Below are 23,411 nucleotides of genomic sequence, written 5' to 3'. Positions count from 1 at the left end.
GTCTCAGCCTCCGCTCACCGTCGTGGTCCGCGCGCCGGTGGCGCCGACCGTGTCAAGGAATGCGCCCAGCACCTCGGTGAAGCGTTCGGGTTCTTCGAGGTGGGGGGCGTGGCTGGAGTCTTCGAAGATCTCCCAGCGGGCGTCGGGAATGAGTTCCTGATACGGGCGCACGGTGACCGGGGTGGCCTCGTCGTGGCGGCCGGAGAGGACGAGGGTGGGCACGTCGACGCGGTGCAGGTGGTCGATCACCGACCAGTCGCGCAGGCTGCCGATGACATGGAACTCGTTGGGCCCGTTCATGGTGCGGTAGACCGTCGGGTCGGTGACGGCCTCCAGGTACGAGGCCATGAGTTCGCCGGGCCACGGGTCGAGGCGGCAGACGTGGCGGGCGTAGAAGACCAGCATCGCCTCCAGGTACTCGTCGCTGTCGGTGGTGCCCGCGGCCTCGTGGCGCCGCAGCGTCTCGTCCACACCGGGCGGCAGCTGGGCTCGCAGCACGTCCATCTCCGACAGCCACAGCTGGTACGAGGCGGGGGCGTTGGCCACGATCAGGCCGCGCAGCCCGGCGGGCCGGGCCGAGGCGTGCCAGGCGGCCAGCATCCCGCCCCACGACTGCCCGAACAGGATGTAGTCGTCAGCGATGCCGAGCCGGTGCAGGAGGTTGTCCAGCTCGTCGCGGAAGAGCTGCGGCGTCCAGAAACCGGGGTCGGCGTCCGGGAGGTGGGTGGAGCCCCCGTTCCCGATCTGGTCGTAGTGCACCACGGGCCAGCCGCGTTCGGCGAAGTCGGCCAGGCGGATCAGATAGTCGTGCGTGGACCCGGGGCCGCCGTGGACGACGACGAGGGCCGGGCGGCCCGATCCCGGCTGTCCGGTGACGCGGTACCAGGTGCGGTACTCCCGGAAGGGGACGGTTCCTTTGGCCGTAGGCGTGGGCGCCATGTCTCAAACCACCTTGTATACGTACGTCGGTCGAGGTCTCAGTCGAGCGTCGTCAGCCACTCGTCGATGGTCCTGGCGGTCGTCGGGGCGTGGTCCTGGCCGAGCGAGAAGTGGTCGCCGGGCACGGTGCGCAGCGTGTGCTCCGGGTCCCAGGGCCGGGCCCGCATCTCGGCCGGGTCGACGCCCTCGGGCGGCGCCACGAACGGCTCTTCCGCCTGGACGAACAGGGTCGGCGCGGCCAGCCGTACGGGGTCGAAGTCCCCCAGCACCCCGAAGTAGTGCGGCATCGCCGACAGCCGTGCCGCGTCGTACGGTCCGAAGGCCGACTCCATCGCCAGCACCTCCCGCATGAGCTGGTCGAATCCGACCTTCATCGCCGTGTCGTCGACGCGGAAGGTGTCGATCAGGATCAGCCCGGTGGGCGGGACTCCCGCCACCTCCTCCAGATGGCGGGCGAGGACGTGGCCGATGATGCCGCCGGAGGAGTAGCCGAGCAGGGCGAACGGCTCGCCATCGGCCGCTTCCAGCACGGCGTCGGCCAGTACGTGTGACAGCGCCTCGGACGAACCGGGCAGCGGCTCGTCCCGGGCGAACCCGGGCAGTGGCAGCGCCGACACGTGGCGGATGTCCCGGAACTCCGCGCCCAGCCGGGCGTGCTGGTGCACACCGCCGACCGCCATGGGCGTGGCCAGGCAGATCAGCCGCGTACGGCGCGGACCGTCGGCCAGCCGCACCGCCCTCGGCGCGCGGGCGAGGTCGCCGGGCGCGGTGAACCGGGGCCGCAGCGCCGCGACCGACGACATCAGCGCCAGCGCGCCGGAGGTGTCACCGGCGTGGACGGCCCGCCGGAACAGGCCGGTCACGCTCTCGTCAACCTCGGTCTCTCCCTTCGGCTCCGTCTCCGTCCGCGGTTGCGGTTCGGCGGCGGGGAGCCCTGCCAGCTCATCGGCGAGGAGGCGGGCCAGCGCGGCGGGGTTCTTGCTGTCGAACACCGCCATCGCGGGCAGCTTCAGCCCGGTGGCGGCGTTCAGCGCCGTGCGCAGCTCCATCGCGGTGAGCGAGTCGAACCCGGACTCCAGGAAGTCACGCTCGGGGTCGACCGCCTCGGGGCCGCTGTGCCCGAGCAGGGTGGCGGCGAGGCCGAGCACCAGATCGCGCAGCGCCCCCTCGCGGCGTTCGGCGGGCATGGCCGCCAGCTCGCGCCGCAGCGCCGCCGGGTCGGCGGCCGCCGTGGGACGACGCGCGGCCGGGACCAGCCCGCGCAGCAGTACGGGGAGTCCGCCGCCGGCCCCGCTGCGCAGCGCCCGCAGGTCCAGGCCCATCGGCACCAGCAACGGTTCGGTACGGGCGGACGCGGCGTCGAACAGCGCGAGGCCGTCGTCCGCCGACAGCGCGGGCATGCCCTGGCGGCGCAGCCGCCGGAGGTCGGCTTCGCTCAGGCCGCCCGCCATCCCGCCGGTGTCCGCCCACAGCCCCCAGGCGAGGGACTGCGCGGGCAGCCCCTCGGCGCGGCGGTGCTGGGCGAGCGCGTCGAGGAAGGTGTTGGCGGCGGCGTAGTTGCCCTGACCGGGCGCGCCGAGCACACCCGCCGACGACGAGAACAGCACGAAGGCACCGAGGTCGTGGTCGCGGGTGAGGTCGTGCAGATGGAGGGCGCCGTCCACCTTGGGACGGAGCACCTGGTCGAGGCTGTGCCGCGTCAGGTTGGCGATCACTCCGTCGGCCAGCACCCCGGCCGTGTGCACGACGGCACCGAGCGGGCGGTCGGCGAGCAGCGCCCGCAGCGCCTCCCGGTCGGCCACGTCGCAGGCCGCGATCTCGACCGTGGCGCCGAGGCCGGTCAGCTCGCGGTGGAGGTCGGCCGCGCCCTCGGCGTCCATGCCGCGACGGCTGGTCAGCAGCAGGTCGCGGACGCCGTGCCCGGTGACCAGATGGCGGGCGACGAGCGCGCCGAGGCCGCCCGTACCGCCGGTGATCAGCACGGTCCCGAGCCGGTCCCAGGCGGTGGCGTGGTCCGGTTCTGCTGGGGTGCGCGCCAGGCGGGGGACGAGGAGCCCGTCGCCCTGGATGCGCAGTTCCGGCTCGCCGGACGCGATGGCCCGGTCGATCGTCTCCAGATCGCCGTGGCCGTCCGTGTCGAGCAGCGCGAAGCGCTCCGGGTCCTCCGCGCGGGCGGCGCGGACCAGGCCCTGGGCGGCCGCGTGGGCGAGGTCGTCGCCGTGGGTGACCACGATGAGCCTGCGGTCGGCGAAGCGTTCGTCCGTGAGCCATGTCTGAAGGGCCCGGAGGGTCGCGCCGGTGACCGTTCTGACGTCTGCGGCGAGGTCGCCCGTGCCGCCGGGGAGGGTCAGCGCCACGGTGGCGGGCACCGGGTCGGAGAGTTCGGCCAGGTCGGCCACCATCGTCCAGTCGGTCCCGGCGGTGGTGGGAGGGGCGGGCGTCCAGGCGATGTGGAAGAGGGAGTCGCCGGGCCGCGCGGACGCCGGTGCGAGCTGTTCGGCCGAGACCTCCCGCGCGATCAGCGAATCCACGGACGCCACGGGCCGCCCCTCGGCGTCGGCGAGGTGTATCTCCGTCGCGCCCTCGCCCTTGGGCGTGAGCCGGACGCGCGCGGCCGCGGCGCCGGACGCGTACAGCCTGACGCCCTTCCAGGCGTACGGCAGCGCCGTGGCGTCGTCGTCGCCCGTGCCGAGCAGCACCGCGTGCAGGGCGGAGTCGAGCAGGGCCGGGTGCAGCCCGAAACGCCCGGCAGTGCCGGTCGCGTCGCCGAGCGCCACCTCGGCGAACGTGTCGTCGGCGACCCGCCAGGCCGCCTTGAGCCCCTGGAACGCCGGGCCGTAGACGAAGCCGATGTCGCGGAAGCGTTCGTAGGCGGTGTCGGTGGGGATGCGTGAAGCCTCGGGCGGTGGCCACTGCGTCAGCTCGGACGGCGGTGGCGCGGTGGTGTCCTCGGGCGCCAGCACACCCTCCGCGTGCAGGGTCCAGGACGCGGCCTCGTCGGAGTCCTCGGCCTGGGCGTGGACGGTGAGGGGGCGTCGGCCCGTGGCGTCGGCGGGTTCGCCGACCGTCAGCCGCAGCCGCACCCCGCCGCCCTCGGGCAGGAGCAGCGGCGCGTGCAGCGTCAGCTCTTCGATGAGGCGGCAGCCGACCTGGTCGCCCACGCGCACGGCCAGTTCGACGTACGCGGTCCCGGGCAGCAGCGTCGCGCCGAGCACCGCGTGGTCGGCCAGCCAGGGCTGGGTGTCCGTCGACAGCCGTCCCGTGAACACCACCGTCTCCGCGCCGGGCACCGCCACTTCGGCGCTCAACAGGGGGTGATCGAGGGCGCCGAGACCCATGGACACCGCGTTCCCGCCCTCCCCGGCCACCGGCGCCGACAGCCAGTAGCGGCTCCGCTGGAAGGCGTAGGTGGGCAGATCGACGCGGTGTGCTCCCCGGCCCTCGAAGAGGGCCGCCCAGTCGGGAGAGGCGCCCGTGGTGTGCAGCTGCGCGACCGCGGTGAGCAGCGTCGTGGCCTCGGACCGGTCGCGGCGCAGCGCGGCCGCCGTGGTGGCGTCCGGCGCCGTCTGCCGGGCCATGGCGGTGAGGATGCCGTCCGGCCCGATCTCCAGGAACCGGGTCACGCCCTCCGCGTGCAGCTGCCGTACGTCGTCGGCGAACCGCACCGCCTCCCGTACGTGCCGCACCCAGTACTCCGCCGACGCCACGTCCTTGACGAGACGGATGACCGGCTTGCGGTATTCCACGGACTCCGCGACCTTGCGGAAGTCCTCCAGCATCGGCTCCATCAACGGCGAGTGGAACGCGTGCGAGACGGACAGACGGCTCGTCTTACGGTCGCTGAACCGGGCGGCGAGCGCCGCCACCGCGTCCCCGGTACCCGAAATCACCACCGACGAGGGGCCGTTGACGGCCGCGATCCCCGCCTCGCCGTCCAGCAGCGGCGCCACTTCCTCCTCCGTGGCCTGGATCGCCACCATGGCCCCACCGGGCGGCAGTGCCCCCATCAGCCGTCCCCGCGCCACGATCAGCCGCGTGGCGTCCTCCAGGCTCAGCACTCCCGCCACATGAGCGGCGGCCAGCTCGCCGATGGAGTGCCCGGCCAGATAATCCGGGCGGATTCCCCAGGACTCCACCAGCCGGAACAGCGCCACCTCCAGCGCGAAGATCGCGGGCTGGGTGAACTCCGTACGCTCCAACGCCGCCGCGTCCTCACCCCACATCACCTCCTTCAGCGGCAGTCCCGACGCCTCACACACCGCGTCGAATGACTCCGCGAAGTCCGGGAAGTTGTCGTACAACTCACGGCCCATTTCCAGGCGTTGGCTGCCCTGCCCGGTGAACAGGAACGCCACCTTGCCCTCGCGGGCCCGGCCGGTGACGACGGACGGCGACGGGGTTCCCTGGGCCAGTGCGGCGAGGCCCGCGAGGAGGTCCGTACGGTCGGCGGCGACGACCGCGGCCCGGTGTTCGAGGGCCGCGCGGCCGGTGGCCAGGGAGAAGGCCACGTCCGCGGGGGTCAGGTCCGGTCGTTCGCCCAGGTGGGAGTGGAGGCGTTCGGACTGTGCGCGCAGCGCCTCGGGGCTTCTGCCGGACAGTGTCCACAGGACGGGCCCCGCCACCGCCGGCGCCGAGTCGTCCTCGGCCTCGGCCTCGACGGGTGGCGCCTCTTCGATGATGACGTGGGCGTTCGTCCCGCTGATGCCGAAGGAGGACACGCCCGCGCGGCGCGGACGTCCCTCGCCGTCCGGCCACTTCCGCGCCTCGCTGAGCAGCCGGACCTCGCCGCCCGCCCAGTCCACCTGCGGTGTCGGCTCATCCACGTGGAGCGTCCTCGGCATCACACCGTGCCGCATCGCCTGGACGACCTTGATGATGCCCGCGACACCCGCCGCGGCCTGGGTGTGGCCGATGTTCGACTTGATGGACCCCAGCCACAGCGGCTCTGCCCGGTCCTGGCCGTACGTGGCGAGCAGCGCCTGCGCCTCGATCGGATCGCCCAGCGTGGTGCCCGTGCCATGCCCCTCGATCAGATCGACCTGGTCGGCGGATATCCGCGCGTTGGCCAGCGCCTGCTTGATGACGCGTTGCTGCGACGGGCCGTTGGGGGCGGTCAGGCCGTTGCTGGCGCCGTCCTGGTTGATGGCCATGCCGCGTACGACCGCCAGCACCGGGTGGCCGTTCGCGCGCGCGTCCGACAGCCGCTCGACCAGCAGCATGCCCACGCCCTCGCCCCAGCCCGTGCCATCGGCGGCCGCCGCGTACGACTTGCAGCGGCCGTCGGGCGCCAGCCCGCGCTGGTGGCTGAACTCGATGAACGTCTCGGGCGTGGCCATCACCGTGACGCCGCCCGCGAGCGCGAGCGAGCACTCGCCCGAGCGCAGCGCCTGGACCGCCCAGTGCAGGGCGACCAGCGAGGACGAGCAGGCGGTGTCGACGGTGACGGCCGGGCCCTCGAGTCCGAGGGCGTAGGCCACGCGGCCGGAGGCGATGGCGCCCGTGCTGCTGTTGTAGGTGTAGTCGTGGTACATCATCCCGGCGAACACACCGGTCGGGCTGCCCTTCAGCGTCGTCGGGTCGATGCCTGCCCGCTCCAGCACCTCCCACGACGCCTCCAGCAGCAGCCGCTGCTGCGGATCCATGACCATCGCCTCGTTCGGCGCGACCCCGAAGAACTCGGGGTCGAACTCGGCGGCGTCGTACAGGAACGCCCCTTCCCGGCTGTATGTCTTGCCGGGGCGGCCGGGCTCGGGGTCGTAGACGGCCGCCTCGTCCCAGCCACGGTCGGTGGGGAACCGGGAGACGGCGTCCTCCTCGCCCGCGACCAGCCGCCACAGCTCCTCGGGCGAGGCCGCGCCGGGATAGCGGCAGCTCATCGCCACGATCGCGATGGGTTCGCGGGACGCTGCCTGGAGGGCGCGGTTGCGGGCGCGCAGACTCTCGGTCTCCTTGAGCGACGCACGCAGCGCCGCCACGAGCTTGTGGTCGGTGTCGGCCATCGTGTCCTCAGGCTTCTCGCGTCGCGTCGTCGTCCAGGGCGGCCAGGGCGGTGTCCTGGAGCGCCATGCTGATGAGGGTGTCGGTGTCCATCGCGTCGATCGCGTCCTGCTGCTCCGCCACGGGCGCGGCCGTGGCGGTGGCGTGGGCGGGGGCGGCACCGGCGAGTTCGAGCAACGTGTCCATCAGGCCCGCGTCGTGCAGCCGGGTGAGCGGGATCGAGGCGAGCAGGCGGCGGACCGTGTCCTCGTCGGCGCTGGTGCCGCCGTCGGTGGGCTCGGGCGCCAGTTCCGTGGCGAGGTGTTCGGCCAACACCCGGGCGTTGGGGTAGTCGAAGATCAGGGTGGGCGGCAGCCGGAGCCCGGTGGCGGCGTTGACGGCGTTGCGGAATTCGACCGCGCCGAGCGAGTCGAATCCGAGGTCGCCGAAGGCCCGCCCGGGTTCGATGGCCTCCGGGCCCGAGTGGCCCAGCACCGCCGCCGCATGGGTGCGGACGAGGGTGAGCAGTTCGTCGTACCGCTCGTCGGCGGGTGCCGCGGCCAGCCGTTGCCGCAGCGCGGCCGCCCGTCCCTCGTCGTGCCGCGCCGCCACCGTACGGCGCGTGGAGCCGCGTACCAGGCCGCGCAGCATCGGGGGCGCCTCGGCCGCGCTCAGCGCCCTGGTGTCGAGGTTCACGGGGATCAGTACGGGGGCGTCGAGTGCGGCAGCCGTGTCGAAGAGCTTCAGCCCTTCGGCGGGCGACAGCCCCGTCAGGCCCGTACGGACGATCCGCTGCCGGTCGTGGTCCGCCAGTTCCCCCGCCATACCGGCGTCAGTAGCCCACAGCCCCCAGGCCAGGGACTGCGCGGGCAGTCCACGGGCGCGGCGGTGTGCGGCCAGGGCGTCGAGGAAGGCGTTGGCCGCCGCGTAGTTGCCCTGGCCGGGCGCGCCGATCGCACCCGCGGCCGAGGAGAACAGCACGAACGCGGTGAGGTCCATCTCGCGGGTCAGCTCGTGCAGATGCAGCGCCGCGTCCACCTTCGGGCGCAGCACCCGGTCCATCCGCTCCGGTGTCAGCGAGGCGATCACCCCGTCGTCCAGCACACCCGCCGCATGGACGACGCCCGACAGCTCCCGGTCCGCCAACAGCCCGGCCAGCGCGTCCCGGTCCGCGACATCACACGCCGCCACCTCCACCTCGGCGCCCAGCCCCGTCAGCTCCGCCACCAGTTCGGTGGCGCCCGGTGCGGCCATCCCGCGGCGGCTGGTCAGCAGCAACCGCCGCACGCCGTGTCCGGTCACCAGATGACGCGCCACCAGTCCGCCCAGCGCCCCCGAGGCGCCCGTGACCAGCACCGCGTCGCCGAAGACGGACGACGGCTCGGACTCGGTCACCGAGGCGGCCCGCAGCCGTGGTGTGAAGACCTTCCCGTCCCGGACCGCCACCTGCGGCTCCCCCGCCGCCAGCGCCAGGCGGATGTCGGCCGCGTCCTCCGCACCGGCCGCCACATCGACCAGGACGAAGCGCCCCGGATCCTCCGACTGGGCGCTGCGCACCAGCCCCCACACCGCCGCCCCGGCCAGATCGGTGATGTCCTCACCGGCCACGGACACCGCGCCCCGGGTGACGACCGCCAGGGTGCCGGTCTCCGACTGGAGCGCGGTCAGGACGGAACGCAGCGTGGCGCGGACATCATCGCTGTCGGCCCGCCACACCGTGGTGTCGTCGGCCGGTTCGCCTTCCGGGGCCGCCGGGGTCCACTCCACCTGGAACAGCGAGTCGACACGGGCGAGCGACGGTGTGGCCATCGGACGCAGGGTCAGGGCGGCCACGGAGATGACGGGCTGGCCCGTGCCGTCCACGGCGTCCACGGTGACCTGGTCCTGGCCCGCCGATGCCATCCGTACGCGGAGCACATCGGCGCCGGAGGCGTGCAGTTCCACGCCCGTCCAGGAGAAGGGAAGGACGACGCGATCGTCGGCCGAGAGCAGCGGGATCGCGTGCAGGGCCGCGTCCAGCAGCGCCGGGTGCAGCCCGAAGCGGTCCGCCGCACCGGGCAGTACGACCTCGGCGAACACCTCGTCGCCGCGCCGCCAGGCGGCCTTCAGCCCCTGGAACACCGGCCCGTACGCCACTCCGGCGTCCGCCAGCGCCTCGTACAGGCCCGCCACCTCCACGGGCTCCGCCCCGGGCGGCGGCCACTGCGCCCGCTCCCGCGCACCGTCGCCGGTGGCCGGGGCCAGCGTTCCGGCGGCGTGGCGGGCCCAGGGCTGATGGATGTCGTCCTCGCCGCGCGCGTACACCTCGACCGAGCGGCGGCCCGCTCCGTCGTCCGGCCCGACCAGCACCTGAAGGGACGCGGTGCCGCGCTCCGCGAGGACCAGGGGCGCCTCGATCGTCAGTTCCTCGATCCGGCCGCATCCCACCTCGTCGCCCGCGCGGACGGCCAGCTCGACGAAGCCCGTACCGGGGAAGACGACCCCGCCGCCGACGACGTGGTCGGTGAGCCAGGGCTGTGTCCCGGCCGACAGCCGTCCGGTCAGCACGGTCTGGTCCGTGCCCGCCACCGCGACCGCCGCGTCCAGCAGCGGATGGTCGGACGCCTCAGGACCGCGCCCCGACTCCAGCCAGTACGACTGCCGCTGGAAGGGGTAGGTCGGCAGGTCGACACGGCGCGCCCCGCGACCGCCGAGCACGGTCTCCCAGTCGACGCGGACCCCGGCGGTGAACAGCCGCCCGACCGCGGTGAACAGGGTTTCCGTCTCGGGGTGGTCGCGGCGCAGGGCGGCCGCCATCGTGCCCTCGGCGCTCTGCTGGGCCATCGCCGTCAGCACGGCGTCCGGCCCGATCTCCAGGAACCGGGTGACCCCTTCGTCCCGCAGGACACGTACGTCGTCGGCGAACCGCACGGTGTCCCGCACGTGCCGCACCCAGTACTCCGCCGACGCCATGTCCTTCGTCAGCCGCAGGGCCGGTTCCTGGTACGTGACGCTCTCGGCGACCTCCCGGAAGTCCTCCAGCATCGGATCCATCAGCGGTGAATGGAACGCGTGCGAGACCTTCAGCCGGGCCGTCCTGCGGTCGGCGAACCGCTCGGCGAGCGCGGTCACGGCGTCCTCGGCGCCGGAGACCACCACCGACGCCGGGCCGTTGACCGCCGCGAGCCCCACTCCCGCACCGAGGTGCGGGACGATCTCCTCTTCGGTGGCCTGGATCGCCACCATCGCGCCACCGGGCGGCAGCGCCTGCATCAGCTGTCCGCGCGCCGTGATCAGCCGGGCCGCGTCGGCCAGGCCGAACACCCCGGCCACATGCGCCGCCGCCACCTCGCCGATGGAGTGGCCGACCAGCACATCCGGCTTGACACCCCAAGACTCCATCAGCCGGAACAGCGCCACTTCGAGCGCGAAGACGGCGGGCTGGGTGAACTCCGTGCGGTGCAGGGCCTCTTCGTCGCCCCACATCACCTCGCGCAACGGCATGTCGAGCGCGTCGCACACCTGGTCGAACGCCGCCGCGAACGCCGGGAACGTGTCGTACAGCTCCCGTCCCATCCCCGCCCGCTGGCTGCCCTGCCCGGTGAACAGGAACGCCAGCCTGCCCTCGGTGACCGCGCCCATGACGGTCTCGGTGGCCCCGACCCGCACCGCGCGGTGCTCCAGCGCGGCCCGGCCCGTCGCGGCCGAGTACGCCACGTCCAGCGCGTCCTTGCCGACGGAGGCCATCCGGTCGAGCTGGGCCTCCAGCGCCGCCCGTGTCCTGGCGGACACCACCAGTGGAACGACGGGCAACTCGGCGCGTTCCGCCGGGGTTTCCTCGGCCTGGGGTGCTTCTTCGATGACGGCGTGGGCGTTGGTGCCGCTGATGCCGAAGGAGGACACGCCCGCGCGGCGCGGGCGGTCGCCGCGCGGCCACTCCCGCGCCTCGGTGAGCAGCCGGACCTCGCCCGCCTCCCAGTCCACCTGCGGTGTCGGCTCGTCCACGTGCAGCGTCCTCGGCATCACACCGTGCCGCATCGCCTCGACCATCTTGATGACGCCCGCCACCCCGGCCGCCGCCTGGGTGTGGCCGATGTTCGACTTGATCGACCCCAGCCACAGCGGCTCGCCCCGGTCCTGGCCGTACGTGGCGAGCAGCGCCTGTGCCTCGATGGGATCGCCCAGCGTGGTGGCCGTGCCATGTGCCTCCACCGCGTCCACCTCGGTGGGCGACACGCCCGCGTTGGCCAGCGCCTGACGGATCACCCGCTGCTGCGAGGGTCCGTTGGGGGCGGTCAGTCCGTTGCTGGCGCCGTCCTGGTTGGTCGCGGTGCCCCGTACGACCGCCAGCACCGGATGGCCGTTTTGGCGGGCGTCCGACAGCCGCTCCACCAGCAGCATGCCCACTCCCTCGCCCCAGCCGGAGCCGTCGGCCGCGGCGGCGAAGGACCGGCAGCGGCCGTCGCGCGACAGGCCCCGCTGCTCGCTGAACTCGATGAAGTTGTCCGGCGTGGCCATCACGGTGACGCCGCCCGCGAGGGCGAGTGTGCATTCGCCCGACCGCAGCGCCTGGGCGGCCAGATGCAGGGCGACCAGGGAGGACGAGCAGGCCGTGTCGACCGTCACCGCAGGGCCCTCCAGGCCGAGGGTGTAGGCCACGCGGCCGGAGACGATGGCGCCCGTGCTGCTGTTCTGGGTGTAGTCGTGGTACATCAGCCCGGCGAACACCCCCGTAGGGCTGCCCTTCAGCGTCGTCGGATCGATTCCGGCGCGCTCCAGCACCTCCCAGGACGTCTCCAGCAGCAGCCGCTGCTGCGGGTCCATGACCATCGCCTCGTTCGGCGCGATCCCGAAGAAGCCGGGGTCGAACTCGGCCGCGTCGTACAGGAATCCGCCCTGGTCCACGTAGGTGGTCCGCGGCCGGGTGGCCGTGGGGTCGTAGATCCGCTCCAGGTTCCAGCCCCGGTTGTCGGGGAAGGCCGAGATGGCGTCCGTCCCCTCGTCCACCAGCCGCCACAGGTCTTCCGGCGAGGACACCCCGCCGGGATAACGGCAGGCCATGCCGATGATGGCGATCGGATCGCCGTCGTCGGCCGCGGTCATGACCGGCTTGACGTGGGCCTCGTGCACGGTCCCCGACACCTCGTCCAGCAGATGGCGCGCGAGGACGGCGGAGGTCGGGTAGTCGAACACCAGGGTGACGGGCAGCCGCAGGCCCGTGGTCTGGCCCAGCGCGTTGCGCAGCTCCATCGCGGCCAGCGAGTCGACGCCCAGGTCGCGGAAAGCGCGCTCCGGGTCGACGGCCTCCGGCCCGGCGTAGCCGAGCGTCAGGGCCGCCTGGGTGCGGACCAGGGTCAGCAGCTCCTCCAGCCGCTGCTCCTCGGTCAGGCCCGCCAGCCGCTGGCGGAGCCCGTCCGCGTCGGCCCGGTTGCGGGCCGTGCCACGGGTGACGACGGGGACCAGCCCGCGCAGCAGCTCAGGGACGGAACCACTCGCACGGACCGCCGCGAGGTCCAGCTTCACGGGGACGACGGCCGCGGGTGCGGCTGTGCGCAGGGTCTTGTCCGCGCGCAGGGCCGCGTCGAAGAGTGCCAGGCCCTCGCGGTGGGACAGCGGGAGGATGCCGCCGCGGGTCATCCGGGACCGGTCGGCGTCGCCCAGGCTCCCGGCCATGCCGGAGCTGGTCTGCCACACGCCCCACGCCAGGGACACGGCGGGCAGGCTCTGGGCACGGCGGTGTGCGGCCAGCGCGTCGAGGAAGGCGTTGGCCGCCGCGTAGTTGCCCTGGCCCGGGGAGCCGATGACCCCGGCGGCCGAGGAGAACAGCACGAACGCGCTCAGGTCCATCTCGCGGGTCAGCTCGTGCAGATGCAGCGCCGCGTCCACCTTCGGACGCATCACCCGATCGACGCGCTCCGGCGTCAGCGACGCGATCACCCCGTCGTCCAGCACACCCGCCGCATGGACGACACCGCTGAGCGAACGCCCGGCCAACAGCCCCGCCACGGCATCCCGGTCCGCGACATCACACGCCGCCACCTCCACCTCGGCGCCCAGCCCGGTCAGCTCCGCCACCAGCTCGGCCGCGCCCGGCGTGTCCGCGCCCCGGCGGCCGGTCAGCAGCAGCCGCCGTACGCCGTACTCGGTGACCAGATGCCGGGCCATCAGACCGCCCAGCACCCCCACCCCGCCCGTGATCAGCACCGTGTCGCCGAACACCGGCTCCGACGGAGCGTCGTCCGCCTCCGGTGACGAGGCGGCCAGCCGGGCGAGCCGAGGGGCGTAGAGGGTGTTCTCGCGCACCACGATCCGGGGTTCCCCGGTCGCACGCGCGGACGCGATGGCGGCGTCGTCCACCCCGTCGTCCGCCGTGTCGGATGCCTCCAGGTCGACCAGGACGAACCGGCCCGGGTCCTCGGTCTGGGCGCTGCGGACCAGGCCCCAGACCGCCGCAGCGGCCAGATCGGGGGTGTCCTCGCCGGTCACCGGGACCGCGCCCCGCGTGACCACCACCAGGCGCGAGTCGGCGGTCTGAAGCGCCTCCAGCGTCTGGTTCACCGCCGTACGCACATCGGAACCACCGGGGACGCGCAGCACCTCCGCGTCGGTGGCGGTGTGCGCGCCGGCGGGGAGCGGGGCCAGGGCCACGTGGAAGAGCGATTCGGTGCGGGGCTCGGTCCGTACGCCGGTGAGGGGACGCAGCACCAAGGACTCGATCGTGGCGACGGGTCGGCCGGTGGCGTCGCCGATGGCCAGGGTGGCGACACCGTCCTGACGTGGGGTGATGCGCACCCGCAGCGCGCCCGCGCCGGAGGCGTGGAGTTCCACGCCCGACCACGAGAACGGCAGCAGGGCCGTGTCGCCCGCGCCCGCCGGGGTGAGGCCGATGGCGTGGAGGCCCGCGTCGAGCAGGGCCGGGTGCAGCCCGAAGGTGTCCGGCTCGGCGTCGTCCGGCAGGGCGATCTCGGCGAACACCTCGTCGCCGAGCCGCCAGGCCGTCCGCAGCCCCTGGAAGGTGGGCCCGTAGCCCAGGCCCAGACCGGTCAACTCCCCGTACATCGTGCCGACATCGAGGTTCAGCGGTTCGGCGCCTGGTGGCGGCCAGGCGGTCAGGCCGTCGCCGCCGGACGAGGTGGCGGCGGTCAGCAGGCCGGTGGCATGGCGGTTCCAGGGCAGGTCGAGGGCGTCCTGCTCCCGGGAGTACACGGTGACCGCGCGGCGGCCCGCCTCGTCCTCCGTACCGACGACGACCTGTACGGCCACTCCGCCGCGCTCGGCGAGGACCAGCGGTTCATGGAGGGTCAGTTCCTCGATGCGGCCGCAGCCGACCTCGTCGCCCGCGCGCACCGCCAGTTCCACGAACCCGGTGCCGGGGAAGAGGACCGAGCCGTCGATGACGTGGTCGGCCAGCCAGGGCTGGGCCGTGGCCGACAGCCGTCCGGTGAGCACCACCTCGTCCGAGTCCGCGAGCATGACCCGCGCGCCCAGCAGCGGGTGGCCCAGCGCCCCCAGCCCCATCGAGGCCGCGTCGGCGCCGGCCGCCTGATCGGTGAGCCAGTAGCGGCGGTGCTGGAAGGGGTACGTCGGCAACTCCACCTGCCGGGCGCCGGTTCCGGCGAACACCTTCTCCCAGTCGACGTCCACGCCGTGGGTGTGGGCCTGGGCGAGGACGGTCAGGAAACGGTCGAGGCCACCGTCGTCGCGGCGCAGGGTGCCGATCGCGGTGTGTTCCATGCTGGGCGCCAGCACCGGATGCGCGCTGGCCTCGATGAACACCTCCGCGCCCTGCTCGGTGAGCAGGCCGATCACCCGGTCGAACTCCACGGTCTGCCGCAGATTCCGGTACCAGTAACCGGCGTCGAGACCCGTGGTGTCCATGAGGCCGCCGGTCACGGTGGAGTAGAAGGGGATGTGCGCGGCGCGGGGCCGGATCGGGGCCAGCACCTCCAGCAGCTCCTGCTCGATGCGCTCCACCTGCGCCGAATGCGAGGCGTAGTCCACCGGGATCCGCCGGGCCCGCACCTCGTCCGCCTCACACGCGGCCAGCAGCTCGTCCAGGGCGCCCACCTCGCCCGAGACCACCGTGGAGGCGCCGCCGTTCACCGCGGCGACGGACATCCGGTCCCCCCACCGGGAGAGCCGCCGCTCCATCTCCTCCCGGGGCAGCGCGACGGAGACCATTCCGCCCTGGCCGGACAGCGCGGGCAGCGCCCTGCTGCGCAGCGCCACCACCCGGGCCCCGTCCGGCAGCGACAGCGCCCCGGCCACGGTCGCCGCGGCGATCTCCCCCTGGGAGTGGCCGACCACGGCGACGGGCTCCACGCCGTGGTGCCGCCACAGCCCCGCCAGCGACACCATCACCGCCCACAGCACTGGCTGGACCACATCGACCCGTTCCAGCATGGCCTCGTCGCCCAGCGCCCCGCGGAGCGACCAGTCCACGAAGGGCGCCAGCGCCTCTTCGCACGCGGCCATCCGCTCCGCGAACAGCTCGGACGACGCGATCAGCTCGGTCGCCATCCCCACCCACTGCGAGCCCTGGCCCGGGAACACCATCACCGGGCCGGTCCCGGATCGGGCCGACACCACCGGGGCCTGCCCCTGCGCCACGGCGGCGAGGCCCTGCGCGATCTCCTCGCCCCGGGCGCCGACCACCGCGGCCCGGTACGCGAAGGGCGCGCGCAGTGTCGCCAGCGACCACCCCACGTCCGCAAGTCCCGGCTCCCCCGCCACGTCCCGAAGCCGGGCCGCGTACTCCCGCACCGCGGCCTCGGACTTGCCCGAGAGCACCCATGGCACCACCGGGTGTTCCCGCGGCTCCCGCGCGTCCTCGGTCGGCGGTGCCTCCTCCAGGACCACGTGTGCGTTGGTGCCGCTGGCGCCGAACGACGACACGGCGGCGCGGCGCGGTCCTTCGCCCTCCGGCCAGGGGCGGGCCTCGGTCAGCAGCCGTACGTTCCCCGCCGACCAGTCCACCTGCGCTGTCGGCTCGTCCACGTGCAGCGTCTTCGGCAGCGTTCCGTGCCGCATCGCCTGCACCATCTTGATCACACCGGCCACGCCCGCGGCGGCCTGCGTGTGGCCGACGTTCGACTTGACCGAACCGAGCCACAGCGGCCGGTCGTCGGGGCGCTCCTGCCCGTACGTGGCCAGCAGCGCCTGCGCCTCGATCGGATCGCCCAGCGTCGTACCGGTGCCGTGTGCTTCGACCGCGTCCACATCGGCCGCCGACAGGCCCGCGTTCGTCAGTGCCTGCTGGATGACGCGGCGCTGGGACGGTCCGTTCGGCGCGGTCAGGCCGTTGCTGGCGCCGTCCTGGTTGACGGCGCTGCCGCGTACGACCGCGAGCACCCGGTGGCCGTTGCGGCGCGCCTCCGACAGCCGCTCCAGCACCAGGACGCCGACGCCCTCGCCCCATCCGGTGCCGTCGGCCGCGGCGGCGAACGCCTTGCACCGGCCGTCCGCCGACAGGCCGCGCTGGCGGCTGAACTCCACGAAGGTGACCGGCGTCGACATGACCGTCACGCCGCCCGCCAGCGCCAGCGAACACTCCCCGCCACGCAGCGACTTGACCGCCATGTCGAGCGCCACCAGCGACGACGAGCAGGCGGTGTCGACCGTCACCGCCGGGCCCTCCAGGCCCAGGGTGTAGGCCACCCGGCCGGACACCAGTGCGCCCGTCACACTGCTGGCCGGATAGTCGTGGTACACGAGCCCGGCGAACACCCCCGTGGCGCTGCCCTTCAGCGCCTGCGGATCGAGCCCGGCCCGCTCCACCGCCTCCCATGAGGTCTCCAGCAGCAGCCGCTGCTGGGGGTCCATCGCCAGCGCCTCCAGCGGGCTGATCCCGAAGAACTCCGGATCGAAGTCACCCGCGCCGTCGAGGAAGCTGCCGTGCCGGACGTAGCTGGTGTTCTCGCCCGTCCCGTCCGGGTCGTACAACCCGTCCAGGTTCCAGCCCCGGTCGGTGGGGAATTCGCCCACCGTGTCCCGGCCGTCGGCGAGCAGCTGCCACAGCCCTTCCGGCGTGGCCGCGCCACCGGGGAAACGGCACGCCATTCCCACGATCGCGATCGGTTCCCGCTCCCGGTCCTCCACCTCGTGCAGACGGCGCCGGGTCTGCTGCAACTCATTGGTGGCAAGCCGCAGATACTCCCGCAACCGGTCCTCGTTGGAGTCCTTCGACATCGTCATCAACCCATCCGTGAAAGTCCACAAGCAGACGCGGTGTCCGTCAGGACAGTCCAAGTTCCTTGTTCAGCGCCTCGAACAGCTCGTCGTCGGAAGCGGGCGCCAGGACATCGACCGGCCCGCTCTCCGCCACCACTCCGCTCCGGGCGTCCCGCGCCCGCCGCGACACGGCCTCCAGCCGGGCCGCGACCTTGGCGTGTGCCGCCTCGTCGTCCGCCGCGAGGGCGGTCAGGGCGGTCTCCAGCCGGCTCAGTTCGGCCAGCAGCGGCGCGGCGGGATCGGCCTCGGCCGGCCGCAGCCCCTCGTGCAGGAGGGCGGCCACGGCGAGGGGTGTCGGGTGGTCGAAGACCAGGGTCGGCGGCAGCGCGAGCCCGGTCTCGGCGTTGAGCGCGTTACGCAGCTCCACGGCGCCCAGCGAGGTGAGGCCCAGCTCGTTCACCGCGCGGTCCGGTGGCACCGCCTCGACGCCTTCGGGCCCCTCGTGTCCGTCGTATCCCAGGATGCGCGCGACATGGCCGCGTACCAGCTCCAGCAGGAGCTGTTCGCGCTCCGCCCCGCTCAGTCCGTCCAGCCGCCGCTCCAGCGACGCCCTGCCGGACACCGCGCGGCGGGCGGGGGTGCGCACCAGCCCGGTGAAGAGGGCGGGCAGTGTCCCCGTCTCGGCCTGGGTACGCATCACCGCCAGGTCGAACCGGACCGGAAGCGTCAGGGGTGGCCGCCCGGGCACGGTCGCCGCGTCCAGCAGCGCGATCCCCTCGTCGGGGGACAGCGGTGGCATGCCCGTACGCCGCAGCCGCTGCAACTCGGCCTCGTCCAGCCGGTCGGCCATGCCCCCGACCTGTGCCCACGGCCCCCAGCCCAGGCACAGCGCGGGCAGCCCCTGGGCGGCGCGATGCCGGGCGAGCGCGTCCAGCCAGGCGTTCGCGGCGGCGTAGTTGCCCTGTCCCGCGCCGCCGAGGGTGCCCGCGACGGACGAGAAGATGACGAACGCCGAGAGGTCGTGGTCGCGGGTCAGCTCGTGCAGATGCCAGGCGGCGTCCACCTTCGGCCGCATGACCGCGTCCAGCCGCTCGGGGGTCAGCGCCCCGATCAGTACGTCGTCCACGACCCCGGCCGAGTGCACCACGCCGGACAAGGACCGGCCGGACAGCAACGCGGCCACGGCGTCCCGGTCAGCCACATCACAGGCGGCCACCTCCGCCGTGGCACCCAACTCGGCCATTTCCGCGATGAGTTCGGCGGCACCCGGGGCGTCCATGCCCCGGCGGCTGGTCAGCAGCAGACTCTTGACGCCGTGCTCACCGGCCAGATGGCGGGCGGTCAGGGCGCCGAGGCCACTCGTACCACCGGTGATCAGGACGGTGCCGTCCGGGTCCCATGACGGGGCCCCGTCCAGCGCCGGGACGCGCGCCAGCCTCGGCACCCGGATCTCACCGTCGCGTACGGCGATCTCGGGCTCGCCGAGGCGCAATGCCTCCTCGGGCAGTTCGGTGTCGGTTTCGGCGTCGGCGTCGGCGGCCAGGTCGACCAGGGCGAACCGGCCCGGGTGCTCCCCCTCCGCCGCGCGCACCAGCCCCCACACCGCCGCATGCGCCAAGTCGGTGGCATCGGTCGCGCCACGTGTGACGACCACGAGCCTGCCGGGCTGTTCCGCCTGCTCAGCGGCGTCGGTCAGCCACTTCTGGACGACGGACAGCACCTGACGGGTCAGCGCGCGGAAGCCCTCCGGGGTGGCGTCCTCGACCGGCGGGCACTCATAGACCTGGTGAGTGCCGGTCTCGGAGCCCGCGGGTGGCGCCGGTGGGGCGATCCACTCCACATGGAAGAGCGATTCACGGCCCCCGGTGCGGGTGCGCACCTGCTCCGTGGAGATCGCGCGTGTCTCCGCCGACTCCACGGAGAGGACCGGGCGCCCTTCCTCATCGACGCGCACCGAGGCCCCGCGCCACGCGTGGGCGAGCGCCGGTTCGCCGTCGGTGTGCAGCCCGGCGGCCTCCGCTGCGGCGTCGAGCACCGCGGCGTACGCCGCCTCGTCGCGTGACCAGGAGGGTCCGTCGGCCTCGGCGGCCAGCACCCCCGTGGCGTGCTTCACCCAGGGCGTCCGGTCGTCGCGCCGCGCGTACACGCTGACGGCCCCGGTCTCGCCGACCAGCACGCGCAGCGTCATGACGTCGTCGGCGTCGGTCATGACCAGCGGCGCATGGAGGTCGAGCTCCTCGACCCGGCCCCGGCCCGTGCGTTCGGCGATGAACAGGGCCAGTTCCAGGAACACCTGCCCGGGCACCACCACCGCGCCGAAGGCATCGTGGTCGGCGAGCCAGGGGTGGGAGTCGAGCGAGAGCCGCCCGGTGAACACCGCCGCGCCGTCCTCGGGAAGTTCCACCATCGAGGTCAGCAGCGGATGGTCGACCGCGTCGGCCCCGGCGAGGGCCGTGGGCCGCTCGATCGTCCAGTACCGCTTGCGCTGGAAGGGGTACGTGGGCAGCTCGACGCGGCGCGCACCACGCCCCGCGAACACCGCCGCCCAATCCACCGCCACACCCGCCGCATACAACCGCCCGACCCCGGCGAACACGCTCTCCACCTCGGAACGCTCCCGGCGCACCGTGGCCGCCATCACGCCCTCGACCGTCTGCTGCGCCATCGCCGTCAGCACGCCATCCGGCCCCACCTCCAGGAACCGGGTCACACCCTCCACGTGCAACTGCCGTACGTCATCGGCGAACCGCACCGCCTCCCGCACATGCCGCACCCAGTACTCCGCCGACGCCACATCCTTGACCAGGCGGATCCCCGGACGCCCGTAGGTGACGGACTCCGCCACCTTGCGGAAGTCCTCCAGCATCGGATCCATCAACGGCGAGTGGAACGCGTGCGAGACCGACAGACGGCTCCTCTTACGGTCGCCGAACCGCTCGACCACCGCCTCCACCGCGTCCACCGCACCGGACACCACCACCGACGACGGGCCATTGACCGCCGCGATCCCCACCTCACCGTCCAGCAGCGGCGCCACCTCGTCCTCCGTGGCCTGGATCGCCACCATCGCCCCACCCGATGGCAACGCCTGCATCAGCCGCCCCCGCGCCACCACCAGCCGCGCCGCGTCCTCCAGGCTCAGCACACCCGCCACATGGGCCGCCGCCAGCTCACCGATGGAGTGACCGGCCAGGAAGTCCGGCCGGATTCCCCAGGATTCGAGGAGCCGATACAGCGCCACCTCCAGCGCGAAGATCGCGGGCTGGGTGAACTCCGTACGGTCCAACACCGCCGCGTCCTCACCCCACATCACCTCCTTCAGCGGCAGCCCCGACGCCTCACACACCGCGTCGAAAGACTCCGCGAACACCGGGAAGGTCTCATACAACTCCCGACCCATTCCCAGGCGTTGACTCCCCTGCCCGGTGAACAGAAACGCCACCTTGCCACCGCCACCGGCCACATCGGTGACCGTCTCCGACCCCACCAGCACCGCACGATGCTCCAGCGCGGCCCGGCCCGTCGCCACCGAGAACGCCACATCAAGCTGATCGTGATCCGCGGCGAACGCGCGGATGCCCTCGATCTGCGCCTCAAGCGCCTCGGCGGTTCCGGCCGAGACGGCGATCGGCGCCACCGGCAGCTCCCGGCGTTCCTCGATCTGATGCTCGACCGGCGGGGCTTCCTCCACGATGACGTGGGCGTTCGTCCCGCTCATCCCGAACGAGGAGACACCCGCGCGGCGTGGCCGCTCGCCCCGTGGCCACTTCCTCGGCTCGGTCAGCAGCCGGACATTGCCCGCCGACCAGTCCACCTGCGGCGTGGGCTCCTCCGCGTGCAGCGTCCTCGGCAGCACACCGTGCCGCATCGACTGCACCACTTTGATGATCCCGGCGACGCCCGAAGCGGCCTGCGTATGCCCCATGTTGGACTTGATCGACCCCAGCCACAGCGGTTCCGCACGGTCCTTCCCGTACGTGGCCAGCAGCGCCTGCGCCTCGATGGGATCGCCCAGCGTCGTCCCCGTGCCATGCGCCTCGACCGCGTCCACATCGGCCGCCGACAACCCCGCGTTCGCCAGCGCCTGCCGGATGACGCGCCGCTGGGACGGGCCGTTCGGGGCCGACATGCCGTTGCTGGCGCCGTCCTGGTTGAGGGCGCTCCCCCGTACGACCGCCAGCACCGGGTGGCCGTTGCGGCGCGCGTCCGACAGGCGTTCCAGCAGGAGAATTCCTGCGCCCTCGGAGCAGCCGACGCCGTGTGCTCCCGCGCCGAACGATTTGCAGCGGCCGTCCGTCGCCAGGCCGCGCTGCTCGCTGAAGTAGATGAACATCTCGGGGGTGGACATCACCGTCACCCCGCCCGCGAGCGCGAGCGCGCACTCCCCCGAGCGCAGCGACTGCATCGCCATGTGCAGGGCGACCAGCGACGACGAGCACGCCGTGTCCAGGGTCACCGCGGGGCCTTCGAGGCCGAGGGTGTAGGACACCCGGCCGGAGACGATGCTGCCTCCGTTGCTGCCGCGCGCGTAGTCGTGGTACATGACCCCGGCGAACACGCCCGTCGGGCTGCCCTTCAGCGACAGCGGATCGATCCCGGCCCGCTCCAGCGCCTCCCACGAGACTTCGAGGAGTAATCGCTGCTGGGGGTCGGTCTCGGCCGCCTCGCGCGGGCTGATGCCGAAGAGCTGGGCGTCGAACTCCCCCGCGTCGTGGAGGAATCCGCCCTCGCGAGCGGCGGTCTTCCCGGGTTTGCCCGGCTCGGGGTCGTAGATGTCCTCCACGCCCCAGCCACGGTCGCCCGGGAACTCCGAGATGGCGTCGACCCCCTCGTCCACCAGCCGCCACAGGCCCTCGGGCGAGTCCACCCCACCCGGATAGCGGCACGCCATCGCCACGATGGCGATGGGCTCCCGGTCGCGGTCCTCGATCTCCGCGATGCGTTTGCGGGCAGCGCGCAGATCCGTGGTCGCGCGCTTGAGGTAGTCAAGAAGCTTCTCCTGGTTGCCCACCACAGCCACCCCGGGTCGAAAAGGCGCCCGACACTGCGACGCGCGCTTGCCGGGAACGCTACGCAGGGTGAACAGACCCCCCAACCCCTGATCGCCCCTAACCTCCGTAACGCCTCTCCGCCCACTGACAAGTAAGGAAGTGAAGGCCGGGCGCAAGGGCTGCCCGGCCGCTGTGCCCCGTAGAAGGAAGAGAGGCGTCCGCGTGCACGCAGCGAGAGATCCTGCCGCGTTCGAGGAGTTCTACCGGCGTCATATCGACGGCGTGACCCGATTCGTGGCGCGGCGGATCGCCGATCCGCATCTGGTCGCCGACATCACGGCCGAGGTGTTCGTCGCGATGCTCGACTCGGCGGACTCCTACCGTCCGGGCCGCGGCAGCGAGGCGGCCTGGCTGTACGGCATCGCGCACAACGTCGTATCGACGGAGTGGCGCAGGGCGGCACGCGAGTCGCTCACCGCCAGGCGCATCGCAGGGCGGCGGCTGCTGGAGCCGGACGACGTGGCCCGGCTGGAGGAGCGCATCGACGCCGAGGCCGCCGCGCGCCGCCACCGGGAGGCGCTGGCCGGGCTCCCGGAGGGCGAGCGGGCCGTTCTGGAACTCGTCGTCGTGGACCAGCTGACCGTCTCCGAGGCCGCCACGGCGCTCGCCATACGCCCGGTCACGGCCCGGGTGCGGCTGCACCGCGCCCGCAAGGCGCTGCGCGCCGGTCAGCCGGGCGGCACACCCGGCGGATCGCCCGATTCCGGCACCACACCACTGTCCTGTGTGAGGGGAAACGTATGAACGCGACATTCGAAGAACGGCTGTTGGACGAGCTGAAGCGTGAAGTGGCGCTGCGGGCGGCCGAGGCGGGCCCCGCGCCTTCCGTGGCCCGCCGCCTGGTGACCCCGCGACGTGTGGGCTTCGCCCTGGCGGCCTGTGGCGCGGCGGCGGCAGTCGCCGTCGCCCTGCCGGGCTCCTCGGCCACGCCCGCGTACGCCGTGGAGAAGAACCCCGACGGCACCGTCACCCTGACCCTGGACGACATCAACATCAGTGGTCCCGAGCAGCGGAACCTGGTCCGGGACCTCCGGGAGTCGGGCGTTCACACCCAGCTGAACCAGATCCCCAAGGGCATGCGGTGCAAAGCGAACCGGGGCGAGGAACTGAACGGCCACATCATCACGGTCAATGCCGATCCCCCCACCTCGGGGGAGCCGCAGAAGCCGCTGCCGTGGCGCCAGGCCCTGCACCGGGGCGACACGGTGGCGATCGACAACACCGGCACCGAGGCGTCCGTCTTCTCGTTCTTCCGGGGCAAGGCGTCCCCGTGCGCGCTGGAGCCGGTGGACTGAC

Annotated in this window: 5 protein-coding genes and 1 pseudogene; 2 read left to right on the top strand and 4 right to left on the bottom strand. The window is 73.2% G+C overall.

Annotation, left to right across the window (positions count from 1 at the left end):
• Positions 1-3 precede the first annotated feature (3 nt).
• The 4 genes and pseudogenes from ACH4TL_RS11245 to ACH4TL_RS11230 form a co-directional block, all read right to left on the bottom strand.
• Positions 4-939 carry a proline iminopeptidase-family hydrolase gene (locus ACH4TL_RS11245; RefSeq protein WP_398326421.1) on the bottom strand — a complete coding sequence of 312 codons (936 nt, stop codon included), beginning with the start codon at positions 937-939 and terminating at the stop codon, positions 4-6.
• Positions 940-977: 38 nt separating this feature from the next.
• Entirely contained in the window at positions 978-6,938 is a 5,961-nt protein-coding gene (locus ACH4TL_RS11240; RefSeq protein ID WP_398326418.1) for an SDR family NAD(P)-dependent oxidoreductase, read from the bottom strand.
• 7 nt (positions 6,939-6,945) lie between these two features.
• Complete coding sequence (locus ACH4TL_RS11235; protein ID WP_398326445.1) at positions 6,946-17,082, bottom strand: SDR family NAD(P)-dependent oxidoreductase; 10,137 nt, start codon at positions 17,080-17,082, stop codon at positions 6,946-6,948.
• A 46-nt stretch (positions 17,083-17,128) separates the two neighbouring features.
• A pseudogene (locus ACH4TL_RS11230) lies at positions 17,129-22,075 on the bottom strand (type I polyketide synthase); the annotation flags it as partial.
• A gap of 202 nt (positions 22,076-22,277) precedes the next feature.
• Here ACH4TL_RS11230 and ACH4TL_RS11225 point away from each other — a divergent pair.
• Positions 22,278-22,859 (top strand): RNA polymerase sigma factor, encoded by a 582-nt coding sequence (locus ACH4TL_RS11225; RefSeq protein ID WP_398326415.1) that lies wholly within the window; start codon positions 22,278-22,280, stop codon positions 22,857-22,859.
• Complete coding sequence (locus ACH4TL_RS11220; protein ID WP_398326413.1) at positions 22,856-23,410, top strand: hypothetical protein; 555 nt, start codon at positions 22,856-22,858, stop codon at positions 23,408-23,410. The genes ACH4TL_RS11225 and ACH4TL_RS11220 overlap by 4 nt, the downstream gene beginning before the upstream one ends.
• The last annotated feature ends 1 nt before the right edge of the window (position 23,411 follow it).

The organism is Streptomyces sp. NPDC021115 (genome assembly GCF_044333065.1).
Classification (GTDB): Bacteria; Actinomycetota; Actinomycetes; order Streptomycetales; family Streptomycetaceae; genus Streptomyces.
This window is presented reverse-complemented; position numbering and strand designations above follow the sequence as displayed.

Coding starts and splice junctions, on each gene's coding strand:
- ACH4TL_RS11245 (WP_398326421.1), bottom strand. CDS start 939: ATGGCGCCCACGCCTACGGCCAAAGGAACCGTCCCCTTCCGGGAGTAC.
- ACH4TL_RS11240 (WP_398326418.1), bottom strand. CDS start 6,938: ATGGCCGACACCGACCACAAGCTCGTGGCGGCGCTGCGTGCGTCGCTC.
- ACH4TL_RS11235 (WP_398326445.1), bottom strand. CDS start 17,082: ATGTCGAAGGACTCCAACGAGGACCGGTTGCGGGAGTATCTGCGGCTT.
- ACH4TL_RS11220 (WP_398326413.1), top strand. CDS start 22,856: ATGAACGCGACATTCGAAGAACGGCTGTTGGACGAGCTGAAGCGTGAA.